The sequence below is a fragment of the uncultured Porphyromonas sp. genome, assembly GCF_915070105.1.
Taxonomy (GTDB): domain Bacteria; phylum Bacteroidota; class Bacteroidia; order Bacteroidales; family Porphyromonadaceae; genus Porphyromonas.
The window spans coordinates 19,506-35,986 of sequence record NZ_CAJZFJ010000001.1 but is presented as its reverse complement, the minus strand read 5'-3'; the positions used below and the strand labels follow the sequence as shown (position 1 = coordinate 35,986).

General features: G+C 54.8%; 10 protein-coding genes. 8 read left to right on the top strand and 2 right to left on the bottom strand.

Annotation, left to right across the window (positions count from 1 at the left end):
* Positions 1 to 5 precede the first annotated feature (5 nt).
* The 6 genes from QZ554_RS00110 to QZ554_RS00085 all read left to right on the top strand — a co-directional run bounded on the left by QZ554_RS00110 (position 6) and on the right by QZ554_RS00085 (position 10,524).
* Positions 6 to 662: a WbqC family protein gene (locus QZ554_RS00110; protein ID WP_297193215.1), complete on the top strand. Its 657-nt coding sequence runs from the start codon at positions 6 to 8 to the stop codon at positions 660 to 662.
* A gap of 12 nt (positions 663 to 674) precedes the next feature.
* Positions 675 to 2,759 (top strand): S9 family peptidase, encoded by a 2,085-nt coding sequence (locus QZ554_RS00105; protein ID WP_297193213.1) that lies wholly within the window; start codon positions 675 to 677, stop codon positions 2,757 to 2,759.
* Between the two features lie 195 nt (positions 2,760 to 2,954).
* Positions 2,955 to 4,562, top strand: coding sequence for a DUF4836 family protein (locus QZ554_RS00100; protein WP_297193210.1), 1,608 nt, complete (start codon positions 2,955 to 2,957; stop codon positions 4,560 to 4,562).
* A 1,135-nt stretch (positions 4,563 to 5,697) separates the two neighbouring features.
* On the top strand, positions 5,698 to 7,026 hold the full coding sequence (locus QZ554_RS00095) for an alpha-L-fucosidase (protein WP_297193209.1): 1,329 nt from the start codon (positions 5,698 to 5,700) through the stop codon (positions 7,024 to 7,026).
* An 8-nt stretch (positions 7,027 to 7,034) separates the two neighbouring features.
* Positions 7,035 to 7,787 carry a copper homeostasis protein CutC gene (locus tag QZ554_RS00090; protein ID WP_297193207.1) on the top strand — a complete coding sequence of 251 codons (753 nt, stop codon included), beginning with the start codon at positions 7,035 to 7,037 and terminating at the stop codon, positions 7,785 to 7,787.
* Positions 7,788 to 7,815: 28 nt separating this feature from the next.
* Positions 7,816 to 10,524: a transglutaminase-like domain-containing protein gene (locus QZ554_RS00085; protein WP_297193205.1), complete on the top strand. Its 2,709-nt coding sequence runs from the start codon at positions 7,816 to 7,818 to the stop codon at positions 10,522 to 10,524.
* Between the two features lie 288 nt (positions 10,525 to 10,812).
* On the opposite strand, the gene truA is transcribed toward QZ554_RS00085, so the two are convergent.
* Together truA and topA are read right to left on the bottom strand one after the other, a co-directional pair.
* Complete coding sequence (gene truA / locus QZ554_RS00080; RefSeq protein WP_297193203.1) at positions 10,813 to 11,571, bottom strand: tRNA pseudouridine(38-40) synthase TruA; 759 nt, start codon at positions 11,569 to 11,571, stop codon at positions 10,813 to 10,815.
* Between the two features lie 21 nt (positions 11,572 to 11,592).
* Positions 11,593 to 13,947 (bottom strand): type I DNA topoisomerase, encoded by a 2,355-nt coding sequence (topA, locus tag QZ554_RS00075; protein WP_297193201.1) that lies wholly within the window; start codon positions 13,945 to 13,947, stop codon positions 11,593 to 11,595.
* Positions 13,948 to 14,700: 753 nt separating this feature from the next.
* On the opposite strand from topA, the gene QZ554_RS00070 reads away from it, so the two are divergent.
* A complete protein-coding gene (locus QZ554_RS00070) occupies positions 14,701 to 15,306 on the top strand; it encodes a TetR/AcrR family transcriptional regulator (RefSeq protein WP_297193200.1) in 606 nt (201 codons plus the stop codon).
* Between the two features lie 34 nt (positions 15,307 to 15,340).
* Positions 15,341 to 16,087 carry a 3-oxoacyl-[acyl-carrier-protein] reductase gene (gene fabG / locus QZ554_RS00065; RefSeq protein WP_297193198.1) on the top strand — a complete coding sequence of 249 codons (747 nt, stop codon included), beginning with the start codon at positions 15,341 to 15,343 and terminating at the stop codon, positions 16,085 to 16,087.
* Positions 16,088 to 16,481: the final 394 nt, after the last annotated feature.

Here is a 16,481-nt window from a genome sequence, read left to right as displayed (position 1 = left end):
AGTACGTGCAGTCTCCCTTCTCGCTCCTCCTCTCTACGGCCTACGCTCCACCTGTGAGCTACTTCACCAAGCTCTATCATATAGGTGAAGGGCTCGTGGGGATCGAGGCTGAGGAGAACTATATCAAGCAGACCTACCGCAACCGCTGTCATATACTTAGTCCCAACGGACTGCAGGCGCTGACGATCCCCGTGGAGCAGTCCCCGAGTCTCAAGACTCCTATCCGTGAGGTACGTATCTCGGAGCATGGCTCGTGGCGACACCTTCACCTACAGGCATTGAGCACGGCATACGGCTCTAGTCCTTTCTATGAGTATTACATAGATGATCTACTGCCGATCTATGAGCGGGGGTATAGGTATCTATGGGACTTCAACGAAGCCCTCTTCACACAGCTCCTACAACTCCTACACCTAGAGGTGTCCTGGCAGGAGACGGAGGCCTTCACACCTCTGGGCTCACATCCAGAGGATTGGCGGTATGGCTTACGTCCCAAGCATCCCGAGCCTAACCCGACCTTCGTGCCCCGTCCCTATCATCAGGTCTACCGAGACCGCTTTGGCTTCGTCCCTGATCTCAGCATCCTCGATCTACTCTTTGATATGGGCCCGGAGGCTCTACTCATCCTTCGGGACAGCTACGTCTGTCCCACAATCCCCTAAACGAAAGTAAGCGTGTACAAGCAATCCCACTTCCCTACTCCCCCTCAGGCAGAGGCTAGACCCGAGCTACTACGTCACCTAGACACAGAGCGCACAGACCCCTTCTACTACATGCGAGATAAGTCCTCCCCCGAGGTGCTCTCTTATCTACAGGCAGAGAATGCCTACACCGAGGAGGTCATGCAGGGGACAAAGGAGCTGCAGGAGACGATCTATCAGGAGATCCTCGGGCGTATCAAGGAGGATGACCAGAGCTACCCTACCCTACGCCGAGGCTACTATTACTACACCTGCACGGAGAAGGGGAAGCAGTACCCGACACACTACCGCTACGAGGCTAAGGCCTTCGAGGCCGAATGGGGCGAGCATCCAGAGGCTGTCACAGGCGGAGAGCTCCTCTTCGATGTCAATGCCTTGGCCGAGGGCAAGCCTGCCTTCATCTTTGCAGGCTATGCCATTAGCCCAGACAATCGTCTAGCAGCTTATTTCTCCAACGATACGGGCTCCTACGCGGAGTTTGAGCTACGCATCCGGGACCTCGTGCGGGGCGAAGACCTCGACTTCTGCCTGCAGGGTGTCTCTTCGTTGGCTTGGGCAGAGGACAGCGAGACCATCTACTACAGCCTCATAGACGACACTCTGAGGTCCTCGCGCATCTATGTCCAGCACCTATCGGAGCCCGGGGCTGAGCTCCTATATGAGGAGCTAGACGGACGCTTCTCCTGCAGTGTCAGCGAGACGAAGACACGTGAGTTCATCTTCATCTCTACCTCCAGCAGCACGACCAGCGAGGAGTACTACCTCTGGAGCTCGGGCGAGGATAGAGACCCCAAGCTCTTCCTGCCAAGAGAGGCTGACGTACGCTACTCAATCCTCTCGCACAGAGACCGCTTCTACATCTACTACAAGGATAAGGAGCACCTAAATGGCATGGTCTATACCGCCCCACAGGCAGAGGTCTCTGAACGTCTAAGCTGGACGCTCCTCATTCCCCACCGAGAGGATGTACGCCTTGATAGCATCGGTGTCTACCAGGACTATATCGCCCTAGAAGAGCGACGAGAAGGACTGACCGAGATACGTATCCTCACCAGCCAAGGTCAGGAGCAGGGCAAGATCCACTTCCCCGAACCCGTCTACACGATCAGTCTACGTGGCAATAGCCAGTATGAGGCCACGACGATACGCTATGTCTATTCCTCGCTCAATCGCCCCTCCTCCCTCTACGAGTACGACCTCACGACAGGCGAGAGTCGCCTACTGAAGGAGCAAGAGGTCGGCGGAGGCTTCTCCCCCGAGCGCTACATCGTGGAGCGCAGATGGGCGACAGCACCTGATGGGGCACGTGTCCCGATGGCTCTACTCTATCGTCGAGACCTCGTACGGGATGGCTCTGCCCCCGCTCTCCTCTATGGCTATGGGAGCTATGGGATAGCGATGGATGCCCACTTCGGGGTATCTATATTCAGCTTGGTCGATAGGGGCTTTGTCTATGCCCTCGCACAGGTACGTGGGGGGAGCGACCTAGGTGAAGCTTGGTACGAGGAGGGCAAGTTCCTGAAGAAGCGTAATACCTTCACCGACTTCATCGCCTGCGCCGAGCACCTCATCCAGGAGGGATATACCTCATCCGAGCGACTCACAGCTATGGGAGGTAGTGCAGGTGGGCTACTCATGGGTGCTGTGGTGAATATGCGCCCTGAGCTCTTCCACGCAGTCATCGCACAAGTCCCCTTCGTAGATGTCGTGACGACGATGCTTGATGAGACCCTTCCCCTCACCACGGGCGAATATGAGGAGTGGGGCAACCCCAATGATCCCGAGTATCTGCAGTATATGCTCAGCTACTCCCCCTATGACAACCTCCACTCAGGGCCCTACCCGCACCTCCTCGTCACCGGTGGACTCAACGACTCGCAGGTACTCTTCCACGAGCCCACGAAGTATGTCGCCAAGCTACGTACCCTCAAGACCGATGACCACCTCCTGCTCCTACATATGGATATGACCTCTGGACACGGAGGTGCCACAGGACGCTATGACGGGATACGAGATACAGCATTCGAGTATGCCTTCCTACTGATGACCCTCGAGTAAGACACACAGAGCCCCTTCCATCAGAGCGAGGAGAGAGAGCACTCTCCCATACTAGCCCCATCAGATCTACGAAGGCGATCTGATGGGGCTAGTCTCTAGTAGCACCCGTTGAAAAAATCAGTACCTTTACCCCATAAACTAACGTAGGGAGAGCATCGCCTCCCTGCCTATTATTCATCCTAATCACTCCATAGCATGTGCACCAAGCTTCGTTACTATCTAGGTATACTTGCTCTAGCTGCCCTCACCCTTGCCAGCTGTAGCAAGAGTCAGGTCTACGAGCAAGTCATCCCCGCTGAAGCGGACTTCGTCCTCTCAGTATCTGTAGACCAGCTCGTCAAGAAGTCGGAAATTCTATCCAAGGAGAACAAGGCACTCCGTGATCAGCTCTTCCCCAACTCCAATGCCCCAGAGGCCAAGGTCCTAAGACCTCTCCTCGAAGATCCCTCGAAGGCAGGTATCGACTTCAAGAGCCCTGTCTATCTCTTCACTACACCTGACCTCCAGGGTGCATTCCTGGCTCGCGTATCTGACGAGGGAAAGCTCAAGAAGTTCCTCACCGACCTGAACCAAATCAAGAATCCTCAGGCCACCATGGAGCTGAAGGATGGTATCTCGATCCTAAACGATACGGGAGATAACGCCGTCGCCTTCACCAAGGATGCACTCCTCATCCTCATCCCCACCACCCAGACCAAGAAGGATATGCGTGTGGAAGCTATCCAGCTACTCAAGCTCAAGGAGGGCAAGCGTTACCACGAAACCTCATCCTTCAAGGAACTCAAGTCCAAGAAGTCAGACCTATCCCTTATCCTTGACTACAAGAAGCTCTTCTCACTCTACTCATACTATGCATATGGCCAACTCAACCCCGACCAGCTCGCTGCCCAAGGGATAGATATGAGCAAGATGCAGATAGCGCTACATATCAACTTCGAGAGCGGAGTGACTACCACCGATATCAAGTACATATCCGAAGACAAGGCAACCCTAGAGAAGTTCACAAAGCTCAGCCAGACCATCTCTCCAAAGAAGAGTGAGAACAAGTATGGTAAGTTCCTCACTAAGGACAACCTCTTCGTCATGAATGGCTATTGCAGCGGTCCTGAGATTGTCAATGTCTACAAGGATAACCCTGCATTCACCAGGGTCTTTGAGGCCCTAGGAGAAATGGGTATTGAGCCCTCATCGCTCTTCAGCCTAGTCGATGGTGAGTTCGCTCTATCCATCTCCTCGCTTAACCCACTTAGGAGCGCTGGCGTTCCAGTCACCATCTATGCTGAGAGTAAGAACCCTCAAGGAGTCGATGCAATCGCCCAAGCGATCGAGGAGAAGAGCAAGCAGTCCACTGACTCAACAATCGAAGTATGGAGCTATGACCAGCCATACACCCTACAGAGCGAGGGGGACCACCAGTATGTCGCTCATAAGGAGGGAAATCCATCCCTATACTTCGGCTATAAGGACGGCTCCACCTACTTTGCTCTAGGAGATGAGGCCAAGGCTACTCTCTTCAAGGAACAGAAGCCTAATGTCAGCGAAGCTACCTACTCCTCCATCCTCAAGGGACACTCCGCCTCGATGGTACTCGACCTCAACTACCTCCTCACAAGCACCCCTGTCGGATCCTTTGTTATGAGCTTTGTCCCCAAGAAGGTATCAGACCGCCTGAAGGCTCTCTCCTACCTCTCAGCAACCAACGATGGAGTGAACGGACACATGGAGCTCAAGCTAAACACGAAGGAGAACCTACTGAAGCTCCTTACTGATCTAGCTCGCATCATGACCGTAGAGGACAAATAGCCTCGCCCGACCCAAGGGATACCACCTGCAGGCTATCCCGTCACAGAGCTGACCTACCTCTAGGGTAGGAAGCACCGAAGCCCCTCGGTAGACTCTCGCCTCAAGGCGATAGCTACCGAGGGGCGTCTCCGTTCTATTATGAGAGCACACCTCTGTAATGAGGGCTCCAGCAAGCCTGCCCTTAAATCAAATTCCCCCTCTAACCCTTAGCCCAACCTACCACAAACAGCTCCCTACCCGCCTTTTCCAATCCCCACGAATACCCCTCCATAATGCAGGTAAAACGACCATTCCGAGAGGGCTGGAGAGGACTCGGTATGTTCGCACTAGAGGACTCGGTATGTTCGCACCCATCACCTATGTAAGATGACGAGTGCGAACATACCGAGACCGATTTACCCCTCTCAGTATCTCCTCTCCAACCCTCTGGAAAAGCCCAACACATAGGAGGTATGAACGGCTTAGGACTCATCCATTGTTACCTGCACTGGGATCCCCACTTACTCCCTATATCAAGGAGCATTTTCCCTCCACTTCCCTCCTTCTTAGGATGGCTAGAGCCATCCCCCGTAGGAGGATAGGATGGGTTTAGCCACTTTTATACATCCCCCCACACAGAGGGAGACAACACTCTCTTGTCTTTTGGCTCAATAAAATGGGTAGGGCTGACGCATGAAATCACCATAGTGCGAGGGCAAGGTTCTCAAGGAGCATAGGCCGAAAAGATAGAAGTGTCCGCTAGGTGTAGATATGCCAAGCGAATACCTCCTACCTAGGAGGGATGAGTATACACGTGTGTACACAACTGTATACCCACGTGTACACAACTGTATACACGCGTGTACACAAGTACGCTCTAAGTATATCCTCTGTAGGGCTCGCTTGTATATCTGTTTCTTAGAGATAATGTCTAGGATCTCTAGGGATGAGCTAGGGCTCCCTAGGATATGAAATGATACCCCCAAAGATCTAAAGGCTGGAGTGTGTGAGCGAGATCATGCGTCGTCCCCTTTGCGAAGGGGGAGAGCATACATGTGTCATTTTGCTCAATTGGAGGGCTGGTTATCTAAGGAATTCGTTATCTTTGGTATACAAACTATATAGCATACAATTAACTTCTTTTGCTTGATTTGATATGAATAGTGTACGTACTACGCTCTATGCTGCAGGGATAGCTCTTGGGCTCCTTGCCTCCTCTCCGCATGCCTCAGCCCAGCAGGACTACAAGCCTACGAAGGAGAACCTCCAGGCACGTGAGGCCTTCCGTGACAAGGGCTTTGGGATCTTCCTCCACTGGGGACTCTACAGCACCTTCGCTCAAGGCGAGTGGTATATGACCAATGCCAATATCGACCATGCCGAGTATGCCAAGGCCGCCGCTGGCTTCTATCCCTCTCACTTCGATGCCGCAGCTTGGGTAAGTGCCATCAAGGCCTCGGGAGCAGGCTACCTAACCATCACCTCGCGCCACCACGATAGCTTCTCTATGTGGGACACGAAACAGAGCGACTACAACATCGTCAAGGCTACCCCCTTCCGCCGAGACATCCTCGCAGAGCTGAGGGATGAGTGCCGCAAGCAGGGCTTGGGCTTCCATATCTATTACTCCATCCTTGACTGGCATCGTGAGGACTACTACCCCATCGGACGTACAGGACGAGGTACGGGTCGCAAGAGCCACGGTAGCTGGGACACTTACGATGCCTTCATGAACGCACAGCTTGCCGAGCTCGTACGAGACTACGGAGCAGAGGCTATCTGGCTGGACGGAGAGTGGGATCAGGATGAGAACCCAGGCTTCGACTGGCGATATGACAAGATGTACGCCAATATCCATAAGATCAACCCAGCCTGCCTGATCGGGAACAACCACCATAGCGCACCACATCAAGGCGAGGACTTCCAGATGTTTGAGCGAGACGTCCCCGGAGCTAACACCGCAGGGCTATCAGGTCAAGACATCAGTAAGCTCCCCCTAGAGACTTGTCAGACGATGAATGGTATGTGGGGCTACAAGATCATCGACCAGAACTACAAGTCCGACACCACCCTCATCCGCCTACTTGTACAGACAGCAGGACGCAATGCTAACCTCCTACTGAACATCGGCCCTGAACCCTCGGGTGCCCTCCCTGCCCTCGCACTAGACCGCCTAGCCAAGATCGGCTCCTGGATGAAGGTCTATGGCAAGACCGTCAAGGATGGTGTACGTGAGGGAATCCTGCCCCCTCTGGAATGGGGTGTGACCACCCAGCGAGGCAAGACGCTCTACCTACACATCCTCGACTGGAAGAGCCGCATGCTCTCCCTACCTCTGACGGATCGAGTACAGCGTGTTGTCTCCTTCGACACTCAGCGTCCCATCCCCTACACCCAGACCAAGGCGGGGCTGACCCTGACCTTCGACAAGGCTCCACACGAGCTCAATGCCATCGACTATATCGTCGAGGTTACACTCAAGTAAGGGCGCACATGGACTATCGTATAGAGAACTGTGCTTCCTCTGCCACCAGTGCCCTCAGGGCACAGCAGGGAGGTGCCTACCGAGTAGAGCTCTGTGCAGCCCTACCTGAGGGAGGCACGACCCCGAGCTATGGCGAGATCTGTACCGCTCGTCGCCTCCTAGACATCAAGCTCAACGTCATCATTCGCCCCCGTGGAGGGGACTTCCTCTACACCCCGATCGAGCAGGAGATCATGCTCCACGACATCGAGCAGGCTAAGCGCATCGGCGTAGATGGAGTGGTCATCGGCTGCCTTACCCCTGAGGGGGAGGTCGATAGACCGCTCATGGCTCGGCTCATCGAGGCAGCTGGTGGGATGAGCGTGACCTTCCATAGAGCGATCGATATGTGCCGGGATAGGGAGGCTGCGCTGGAGACCATCATAGACCTCGGCTGCTCGCACGTACTGACCTCAGGCGGACACAATACCGCCCTAGAGGGAGCCGATGAGCTCGCTCGTATGGTCCGGCAGGCTGCAGGCCGTATCGTCATCATGCCAGGTAGTGGTGTGAACCCGACAAACATAGCTCAGCTAGCTGAGCGTACGGGAGCTAGCGAGTTCCACTTCTCGGCTCGTCACCCTACCCCTAGTGGTATGCTCTACCGACACGCAGGGGTCTCCATGGGCGGGACAGTCACCATAGACGAGTACAGCCTCCTAGAGACCGACCCCGAGCTGATACGCTCTGCACTCTCTGCACTCAAGCAACTACACTCATAGCAACATAAAGTACCTTCATACAGACAATATGCGCACACGGATGATATTTACCCTCGCCCTTGCCCTCCTACCGACCCTAGGGCAGGCGAAGGAGGTAAAGAAGCCCAGTCGGCAGACCATACAGGTCCAGAGTGACCTAGCGAAGCGAAGGGCTGCCTTCAAGGAAGGCAAGATCTTCGACATCTTCCAGAGCAAAATGACTCCAGAGGAGCGTGATGCCCTCACCTTCCTCTACGCCTACATGCCGAGCAACGACCTCATCAACCGCTCGGGTCAGTTCTTCCTCGACCACGTACGTAGCTCTCTCAGGGCTCGACAGGAGCTTCCCTGGGGTAAGAGTGTACCCCAGCTTGAGTGGCTACACTTCGTGCTCCCGCCACGAGTCAATAACGAAGCCCTCGACTCGGCTCGCCTCGTCCTCTACGATGAGCTGAAGGATCGGGTGAAGGGGCTATCCCTGAAGGAGGCTGTACTGGAGGTCAACCACTGGTGTCACGAGCACGTAGTCTATACACCAAGTGACTCCCGCACCTCCTCACCTCTAGCGACCATCCGTACTGCCTACGGGCGTTGTGGAGAGGAGTCCACGCTCCTCGTCGCAGCCCTACGTACCATAGGCATCCCAGCCCGTCAGGTCTATACCCCACGCTGGGCACATACGGATGATAACCATGCCTGGGTAGAGGCTTGGGTAGATGGGCAGTGGTACTTCCTCGGGGCATGTGAGCCCGAGCCTGTGCTCAACCTAGCTTGGTTCAACGCACCCGTCTCTCGTGCTATGCTCGTACATACCAAGGCCTTCGGACGCTATGATGGCCCCGAGGCTGTCATCAGTCGTACCCCGACCTATACGGAGATCAATGTCATAGATAACTATGCCCACACGGGCAAGATCATCGTAGAGGTCGTAGACGCTAAGGGACAAGCTCTGCCCCACACCTCGGTAGACTTCAAGGTGTACAACTACGGAGAATTCCACACCGTAGCTCGCCAGAAGACAGATGCCAAGGGACGTACGACCTTCATAGCCGGTAGAGGGGACATGATCCTGTACGCTAGTCGGGCTGTGGGCAATAGCTTCCGCTACGGACTGCAGCAGGTGACCTTTGGCAAAGATAGCCTTGTGCGCCTCACCCTTAACCATAGCCCCGAGGAGAAGCTGGACCTAGACTTCACCATCACCCCTCCTAGAGAAGATGCTCGCTACCCCGAGGTGACCAAGGAGCAGCGTGCCGAGAATGATCGCCGTATGGCTGAGGAGGACTCCATACGAGTGCGCTATGTATCGACCTTCCTCACGAAGCAGCTTGATGGTCTCGATGCACGAGGCAACTGGCAGACGATACGTACCTTCGTAGACACAGCTAAGGATAAGGAGCAGGCTCTAGCGCTCCTACGTGTGATCTCCGCCAAGGACCTACGAGACGTAGAGCTAGAGGTACTGAGGGATCACCTCACGAATACCCAGCCCCTCGAAGCCTTCGCCTCCGATGCTGCGCTCGTGATGAACTATATCTACAACCCTAGAGTATCTACCGAGCCCCTGACCAGCTACAAGAGCCTATTCCTCTCTGCCGTACCTCAGGAGCTACAGAAGGCCTTCCGCAGTAGCCCCGAGGCGCTACGTCAGTGGTGCATCCGCTCCATCACGATAGATGAGGCAAACAACCCGCTCTCCTATCCCATCGAGCCACTCGGCGTATGGCGCACGAGACGAGCTGACCGCCACTCACTGGGCATCTTCTTCGTATCACTCGCTCGTACCATGGGCTGGCCTGCCCGCATTGATGGTGTCACGGGTAAGGTACAGTACTACGAGGGCAAGGCTTGGCACGATGTGACCTTCGAGGCTAGCGCACACAAGGCTACTGCCCAGCAGGGGACACTTCGCCTAAGCTACAAGGACAATGGTATCATCGACAATCCGAAGTACTACTATCAGTTCACCCTATCTAAGTTCGGGAAGGATGGCTCACTCGACCTACTGAGCTATGACGAAGGAGACAATGGCCTAGAGCAAGGCACTTCGTGGGCAAAGACCTTCAAGGATGGCGCCCCCATGGATGCAGGGCACTACCTCCTCGTCTCTGGCTCCAGACTTGCTAGTGGTAGCGTACTCGTCAATGTCAAGACCCTATCGATCTCTGCAGGCAAGACCACAGACGAAGCTCTCGTGATGCGTAGAGACACCACCGCTGTAGCTGTCCTCGGGAGCTTCAACTCGGAGAACCTCTACGGCTACCTCGGAGAGGCTCAGTCCTTGACTAAGACCTCCGACATCACGGCAGCACAGCCTCAGGAGCGCTCGCTCCTCTCTACCACAGGCCGAGGCTACTACATCCTAGGTATTCTCGGAGCTGGCGAAGAGCCTACAAATCATGCCCTCAAGGACATCATCGCCGAGCGTGAAGTCTTCGAGCACTGGGGGCGTAGCCTTGTGCTCCTCTTCAAGGACGAGACAAGTCGCTCACGCTACCGCAGTGAGGACTTCCAAGGTCTACCGAAGGGTACTGTCTTCGGCATCGATGCCACGGGCAAGATACTAGATGAGCTACGCACCTCGATGAAGCTACGTAGTGGCGACCTGCCTGTCTTTGTTATCGCAGATACCTTCAATCGTGTCGTCTTCGTCTCACAGGGCTACACGATCGGTCTCGGTCGTCAGCTACGCAGTGTGATCACCGCCCTCGAGCAGGAGCAGTGCACCGAGCCAACACGTACCTGCACCCAGCCCTAAGCTATCATCCTCTCGTGTATGCTCTCCGTAGCATACACGAGAGGAGCTAAAAGGAACTTCGCCCCCCAAGGTCTAGCTAGACCTTGGGGGGCGAAGTCTTTTATTTCGGTATTGAAATACTAACCTAAAATCAAAGCAGACGAAGGAGAGCCCTAGAGCGTAATCTTGGTAATTACCAGCTAGGAAGTATTATCGAAAAAAGAAAGGCTACTACCCAACGAGAGTAGTAGCCCACGAGTCAAGCCTAGAGTAAGCAATGAATACTGCTAACGATGGGAGCCAAAGAGACTAGAGGTAGAGCTCCTCTGGATAGCCAACTGCCTCTAGGTAGAGTGCGTGAGCAGGGGCAGAGGCTCCTGCTAGAGCTCGATCCTTGGCAGCGATGATCGCAGCAAAGTCCTCAACAGAGAGACGAGACTTACCGACGGCGAAGAGTGTCCCTACAATGGCACGTACCATATTACGCAGGAAGCGGTCAGCCGTGATGGTGAAGATCCACATCCCCTCCTCTGCTCCTATCTGCCAATAGGCCTCTAGGACACGGCAATCATTCGTCTTTACATCTGTATGGAGCTTACTGAAGCTGGTAAAGTCCTCGTAGTCCATCAGCCTTTGTGCAGCCTCATTCATCCGCTCGAAGTCCATAGGGAAGTACAAGCGGAGCATACGCCCCTCTGCGAAGGGGTTCTTCCTCAGCGTCACATAGTATCGGTAGGTGCGGTAGGTAGCACTGAATCGAGCATGCGCCTCCTCACGTACTGCCTGCACTCCGTGTAGTGCGATGTCCTTGGGCAGGAAGCGGTCGGCACGGAAGACAAGCTCTCGCACCTCCTCTAGCTCCAAAGGTAGGTCTACATGGGCGACCATTCCCCGAGCATGCACCCCTGCATCTGTCCTCCCTGCCCCTACGATAGGGATCGGTGTGGGTGAGCGAAGGATCGTGCCTAGAGCTTGCTCGATCGTCTCCTGTACAGTCACGGCACTGGGCTGCGTCTGCCAGCCACTATAGGCCGTACCATCGTAGCTAAGGGTGATGAAGTAGCGCATATCGGGAGGACGAGGTGGAGGCTAGGCCTTGGACTTACGTCCTCGGGTCGTCGTACCCTTGCTTGCCGAACTCTTGCGAGCAGGCTTGGCGGGAGCTTCGGAGACGATCTTCATGCAGTCCTCATAGGAGAGGCTTTGGGGATCGACATCCTTGGGGAGCTTGTAGTTCCCCCCCTTGTACTTCATGTAGGGGCCGAAGCGCCCATCACGTATCTGGAGTTCAGCGTCCTCAGCGAAGGTCTTGAGGAGACTCTTCTCCTCGCTGGCATGCTTTTCCTGAATGAGCTGGATGGCCTGCTCCTGGGTGCAGGAGAGGGGATCCATATCCTTGGGCAGGCTATAGTACTTGGCCTTGTGACGCACATAGGGGCCAAAGCGTCCGTTTGCCACGGTAAGGGGCTCACCCTCGTACTCTCCGATTACCTTGGGTAGGTCGAAGAGGGATAGAGCTTCCTCTAGTGTAATGGTCTCGAGCGACTGCCCAGACTGTAGGGAGGCGAAGCGTGGCTTCTGCTCATCCTCTGCCGTGCCTAGCTGTGCCATGGGGCCGTAGCGACCGATGCTCACCGAGACCTGAAGGCCGGTACCCGGCTGCTCACCTAAGATACGCTGTCCGACACGATGCTCACTACGCTCTGTGCTCACTCGCTCTACGGTGGGATGGAAGTCTTCGTAGAAGGAACCAATAGTCCCCGTCCAGGCATTCCCCCCTTCGGCTATAGTGTCAAACTCCGACTCTACGCTCGCCGTGAAGTTATAGTCCACGATGCTGGGGAACTGGGCGACGAGGAAGTCATTGACGACGATCCCCACATCCGTAGGGACGAGCTTGCCCTTGTCGGCGCCATAGAGTTCCTTACGCACCTGACGCTTGATCGCACCGCCGTCACTGCTGAGGACGACGTAGTTGCGCTCCTGCCCCTCACGGTCAGCACGCTCTACATAGCCACGGTTCTGGATCGTCTGGATCGTAGGGGCATAGGTGGAGGGGCGACCGATACCGAGCTCCTCCATCTTGCTAACCATCGAGGCCTCGGTGTAGCGTGGGGGACGCTGGGTAAATCGTTCCTCTGCGAGGAGCTTCGTGAGAGTAAGGCTTTCCCCCTCCTTCATAGGTGGGAGGAGCTTCGTTGTCTCGGGTGTCCCATCTTCTGCCGCTGACTCCATGTATACATCTAGGAAGCCACGGAAGGTGATCACCTCCCCTTGTGCCGTGAAGGCATACTCCGAGCCCTCGACAGGTAGGGTCACTACTGTGCGCTCTAGCTGGGCATCAGCCATCTGCGAGGCTAGGGTACGCTTGCGGATCAGGTCATAGAGACGCTGCTCCTGCGGGGTACCATCGACCTGCTCTCTATCTATATAGGTAGGGCGAATGGCTTCGTGCGCCTCCTGTGCTCCCTTGCTCTTGGTCTGGTACTTGCGTGGCTGGTGGTACTCCTTACCTGGGTGTCGTGCGATCTGCTGGGCGATGGCATTGAGAGCCTGGTTGGAGAGGTTCACCGAGTCGGTACGCATATAAGTGATGTGCCCCGACTCATAGAGGGACTGCGCTAGGCGCATCGTCTGAGAGACTGAGTAGCCAAGCTTATGTGCTGCCTCCTGCTGTAGCGTAGAGGTCGTGAAGGGTGCTGCTGGGGATCGGCGTGCAGGGCGACGTGTGATAGATCCGATCGCAAAGGGTAGGGTCAGGCAGGACTGCATCAGGGCACGTGCCTCCTGCTCATCTGCGAAGCGGTGATTGAGCTCCGTGCGTAGGCTCTCTCCCGAGGAGAGGGCAAAGTCTGCTTGTAGCCTAAAGGCTGACTGCGGGACGAAGGCATTGATCTCTCGCTCTCGGTCTACGATCAGGCGGACAGCCACGGACTGCACACGCCCAGCAGAGAGTGAGGGGCGGATACGCTTCCATAGTACGGGCGATAGCTCGAAGCCCACGATACGGTCTAGTACACGGCGAGCCTGCTGAGCATCTACGAGGTTCATATCTATATCCCGAGGATGCTGTAGAGCCTCCAGGAAGGCCTCTGCCGTGATCTCATGGAAGACGATACGTCGTACCTTCTCGGACTCCAAGCCTAGTGCTTCCTTGAGATGCCAAGCGATGGCCTCCCCCTCACGGTCTTCATCGGAGGCGAGGTAGACGAGGTCTGCCTTCTTGGCCTGTGCCTTGAGCTCCTTGACGAGCGTCTTCTTATCATCGGTGATGACATACTCGGGACGGAAGTTGTCCGCTACGTCTATGCTGAAGGAGTGCTGTCTCAGGTCACGTACGTGGCCTGCACTCGCCATCACTCGATAGTCTGTAAGCTTATGTTTCTTGAGGAAGCCTTGGATGAGCTCCGCCTTCTTGGGTGACTCTACTATTACTAAGTTCATTTATCTATGGATGCCCTGCGTTGCTTAGATGTGTGAGGGAGGTAGCGTAATGGCTTACCCTACCTGTTTGCCTGCAAAGGTAGCAAAAAGCATATATCTCTCAGAGGTAAGCCTCACGAGTTCACCTCCTTTCTCTATGAGAAAGATCTTCCGTCCTACCCACCATTCTTCCCCAACGAGTCCTAACGAGAGGGCGAAAAAGTCCCCCTATTATATTATGGAGTATGACGTACTCCCCAAGCGCACTACCTACGGGATATTATCCCCTTAGGAGAGGAGTCGGTATGTGCGCTCTAATCACCTTACATAGGTGACAGGGACGACCATTATATGTTCGCCATCCTCTTCTCGGTATGTTCGCACCAGTCACCTTACATAGGTGATTGAGGCGAACATTATATGTACTATACTCCCCTTCTCGGTATGTTCTCTTCATCCCTCTCAGAATGCCTGATATAAAGGGAGTTCATCGCCCCATCAATAGCCCACACTGGGGGATAGGGTGAGCTGTGACTACGGGCGGAAGGAGAGGTGATGTAGAGTATGGGGAAGTAGCTGCGGGATGCATGCCACACAGAGAGCGAGAGGAGGACTGACGATGAGCGCACTGCACGTTTTAGGCAAATGTGCGCAGTTTTTCGTAGCTTTGTAGTATCAAGTATTCCCTAAGGGACTACCCAGCAGACTGGGGTATCATACAATAAATTACAGACAAGTAGAGTCCACCTCCATATATAGAATAGACTTAGACGCATGGCGACTATCCTGAAGACAAAAGATCTGATGATCGAAGTAGCACGGCAGCTCTTTGCTCGTTTTGGTTTTACCAATACGACGATGAACGATATTGCCGATGCCTCAAAGAAGGGTCGCCGTACGCTCTACACCTACTTCAAGAACAAGGACGAGATCTACCACGCTGTGATCGAGCGAGAGCTCCATGGCCTATGGCATGACCTTGAGCTAGTCAAGCGTCTACCGATCAGTGCCGAGGAGAAACTCATGACGATGATGCTTACCCATCTGGATAAGATTAAGGACCTAGTCCTGCGCAATGGCTCTCTGAGGGCAGAGTTCTTCAAGGACATCTGGCTCGTGGAGCAGGTACGCATGGACTTTGACCGTAAGGAGATCCTACAGCTCGAAGAGCTCTTGAGGGAGGGGAAGCTCACTGGACACTTCTCTGTCGAGAATACTCGCCTAACAGCCTACCTCCTACAGAATATCGTCAAGGGGATGGAGGTACCCTTCATCAGCGGAGCATACCGCTCGCAGGGTACGGTGGATGAGATACGGCAGGTCGTCCGTCACTTCCTACTACATGGGCTCATGCAGCCTAGTAAGGGGGAGTATGAATAAACTTAGCAATCCATATTAACTAAAGACAAGGAATATGAACTTACTATCTGGCAAGGTAGCCATCATCACAGGCTCTGGTCGTGGGATCGGGCGTGCTATAGCACTGAAGTATGCACAGGAGGGTGCAGACGTCGTCATCACTGACCTCAAGATCGATGAGAGCGTAGAGGCTTTCGTCCGTGAGCTAGAGGCTCTAGGTGTACGTGCCAAGGCCTACTCCTCCAATGCTGCAGACTTCGAAGCAGCCCATCAGCTCATCGAGCAGGTCGTCAAGGACTTTGGCCGTGTAGACGTCCTAGTCAATAACGCTGGGATCACACGTGACGGTCTCATGATGCGTATGACCGAAGACCAGTGGGATCTCGTGATCAATGTCAATCTGAAGTCCGCCTTCAACCTCATCCATGCCGTTACCCCCGTGATGCTCAAGCAGCGCAGCGGTAGCATCATCAACATGGCCTCCGTCGTCGGTGTATCGGGCAACGCAGGACAGACGAACTACTCTGCCTCCAAGGCTGGTATGATCGGTCTGGCCAAGAGTATCGCCAAGGAGCTCGGCTCTCGTGGTGTACGTGCCAATGCGATCGCCCCAGGCTTCATCATCACCGATATGACGCACGCTCTGAGCGAGGAAGTACGCAAGCAGTGGGAGGCTCAGATCCCGCTCCGTCGTGGCGGTACGCCTGAGGATGTAGCCAACGTAGCTACGTTCCTCGCTAGCGACCTCTCCTCCTATGTCACAGGTCAGACGATCCACGTCTGCGGTGGTATGAATATGTAGCATCTACTTAGCTCTACTCTAGGGACGTTTCCCTTACTAGACCCTACCATGCTCCCACTACAGAAGAGCTGGACAAGGGCTAGACAAGAGGCAGAGACAGCATGAGGGCAGGGACTACACTCGGTGTAGTCCCTGCCCTCATCGCATCTATACACAGACCCTCTCATGAGGGGTCAGTGACTCCCTCGGATTCCTCCCTGACGACACAGCTTCCCGAGGGGTATATCTGCCGTACCTATCTATGCCTAACACGCCACACCTTTCTCCCTGAAAAATCACCACTTATAGGTATTTCACAGCGCTAGGGGGTGGTGTACCTTTGCAACTACTTGCTGTATCCCTATACTGCCATATACTATGGAATAGGTACTTACGGCAACACACTCTTTAGGAT

Coding starts and splice junctions, on each gene's coding strand:
- QZ554_RS00100 (WP_297193210.1), top strand. CDS start 2,955: ATGTGCACCAAGCTTCGTTACTATCTAGGTATACTTGCTCTAGCTGCC.
- QZ554_RS00095 (WP_297193209.1), top strand. CDS start 5,698: ATGAATAGTGTACGTACTACGCTCTATGCTGCAGGGATAGCTCTTGGG.
- QZ554_RS00090 (WP_297193207.1), top strand. CDS start 7,035: ATGGACTATCGTATAGAGAACTGTGCTTCCTCTGCCACCAGTGCCCTC.
- QZ554_RS00085 (WP_297193205.1), top strand. CDS start 7,816: ATGCGCACACGGATGATATTTACCCTCGCCCTTGCCCTCCTACCGACC.
- truA (WP_297193203.1), bottom strand. CDS start 11,571: ATGCGCTACTTCATCACCCTTAGCTACGATGGTACGGCCTATAGTGGC.
- topA (WP_297193201.1), bottom strand. CDS start 13,947: ATGAACTTAGTAATAGTAGAGTCACCCAAGAAGGCGGAGCTCATCCAA.
- QZ554_RS00070 (WP_297193200.1), top strand. CDS start 14,701: ATGGCGACTATCCTGAAGACAAAAGATCTGATGATCGAAGTAGCACGG.
- fabG (WP_297193198.1), top strand. CDS start 15,341: ATGAACTTACTATCTGGCAAGGTAGCCATCATCACAGGCTCTGGTCGT.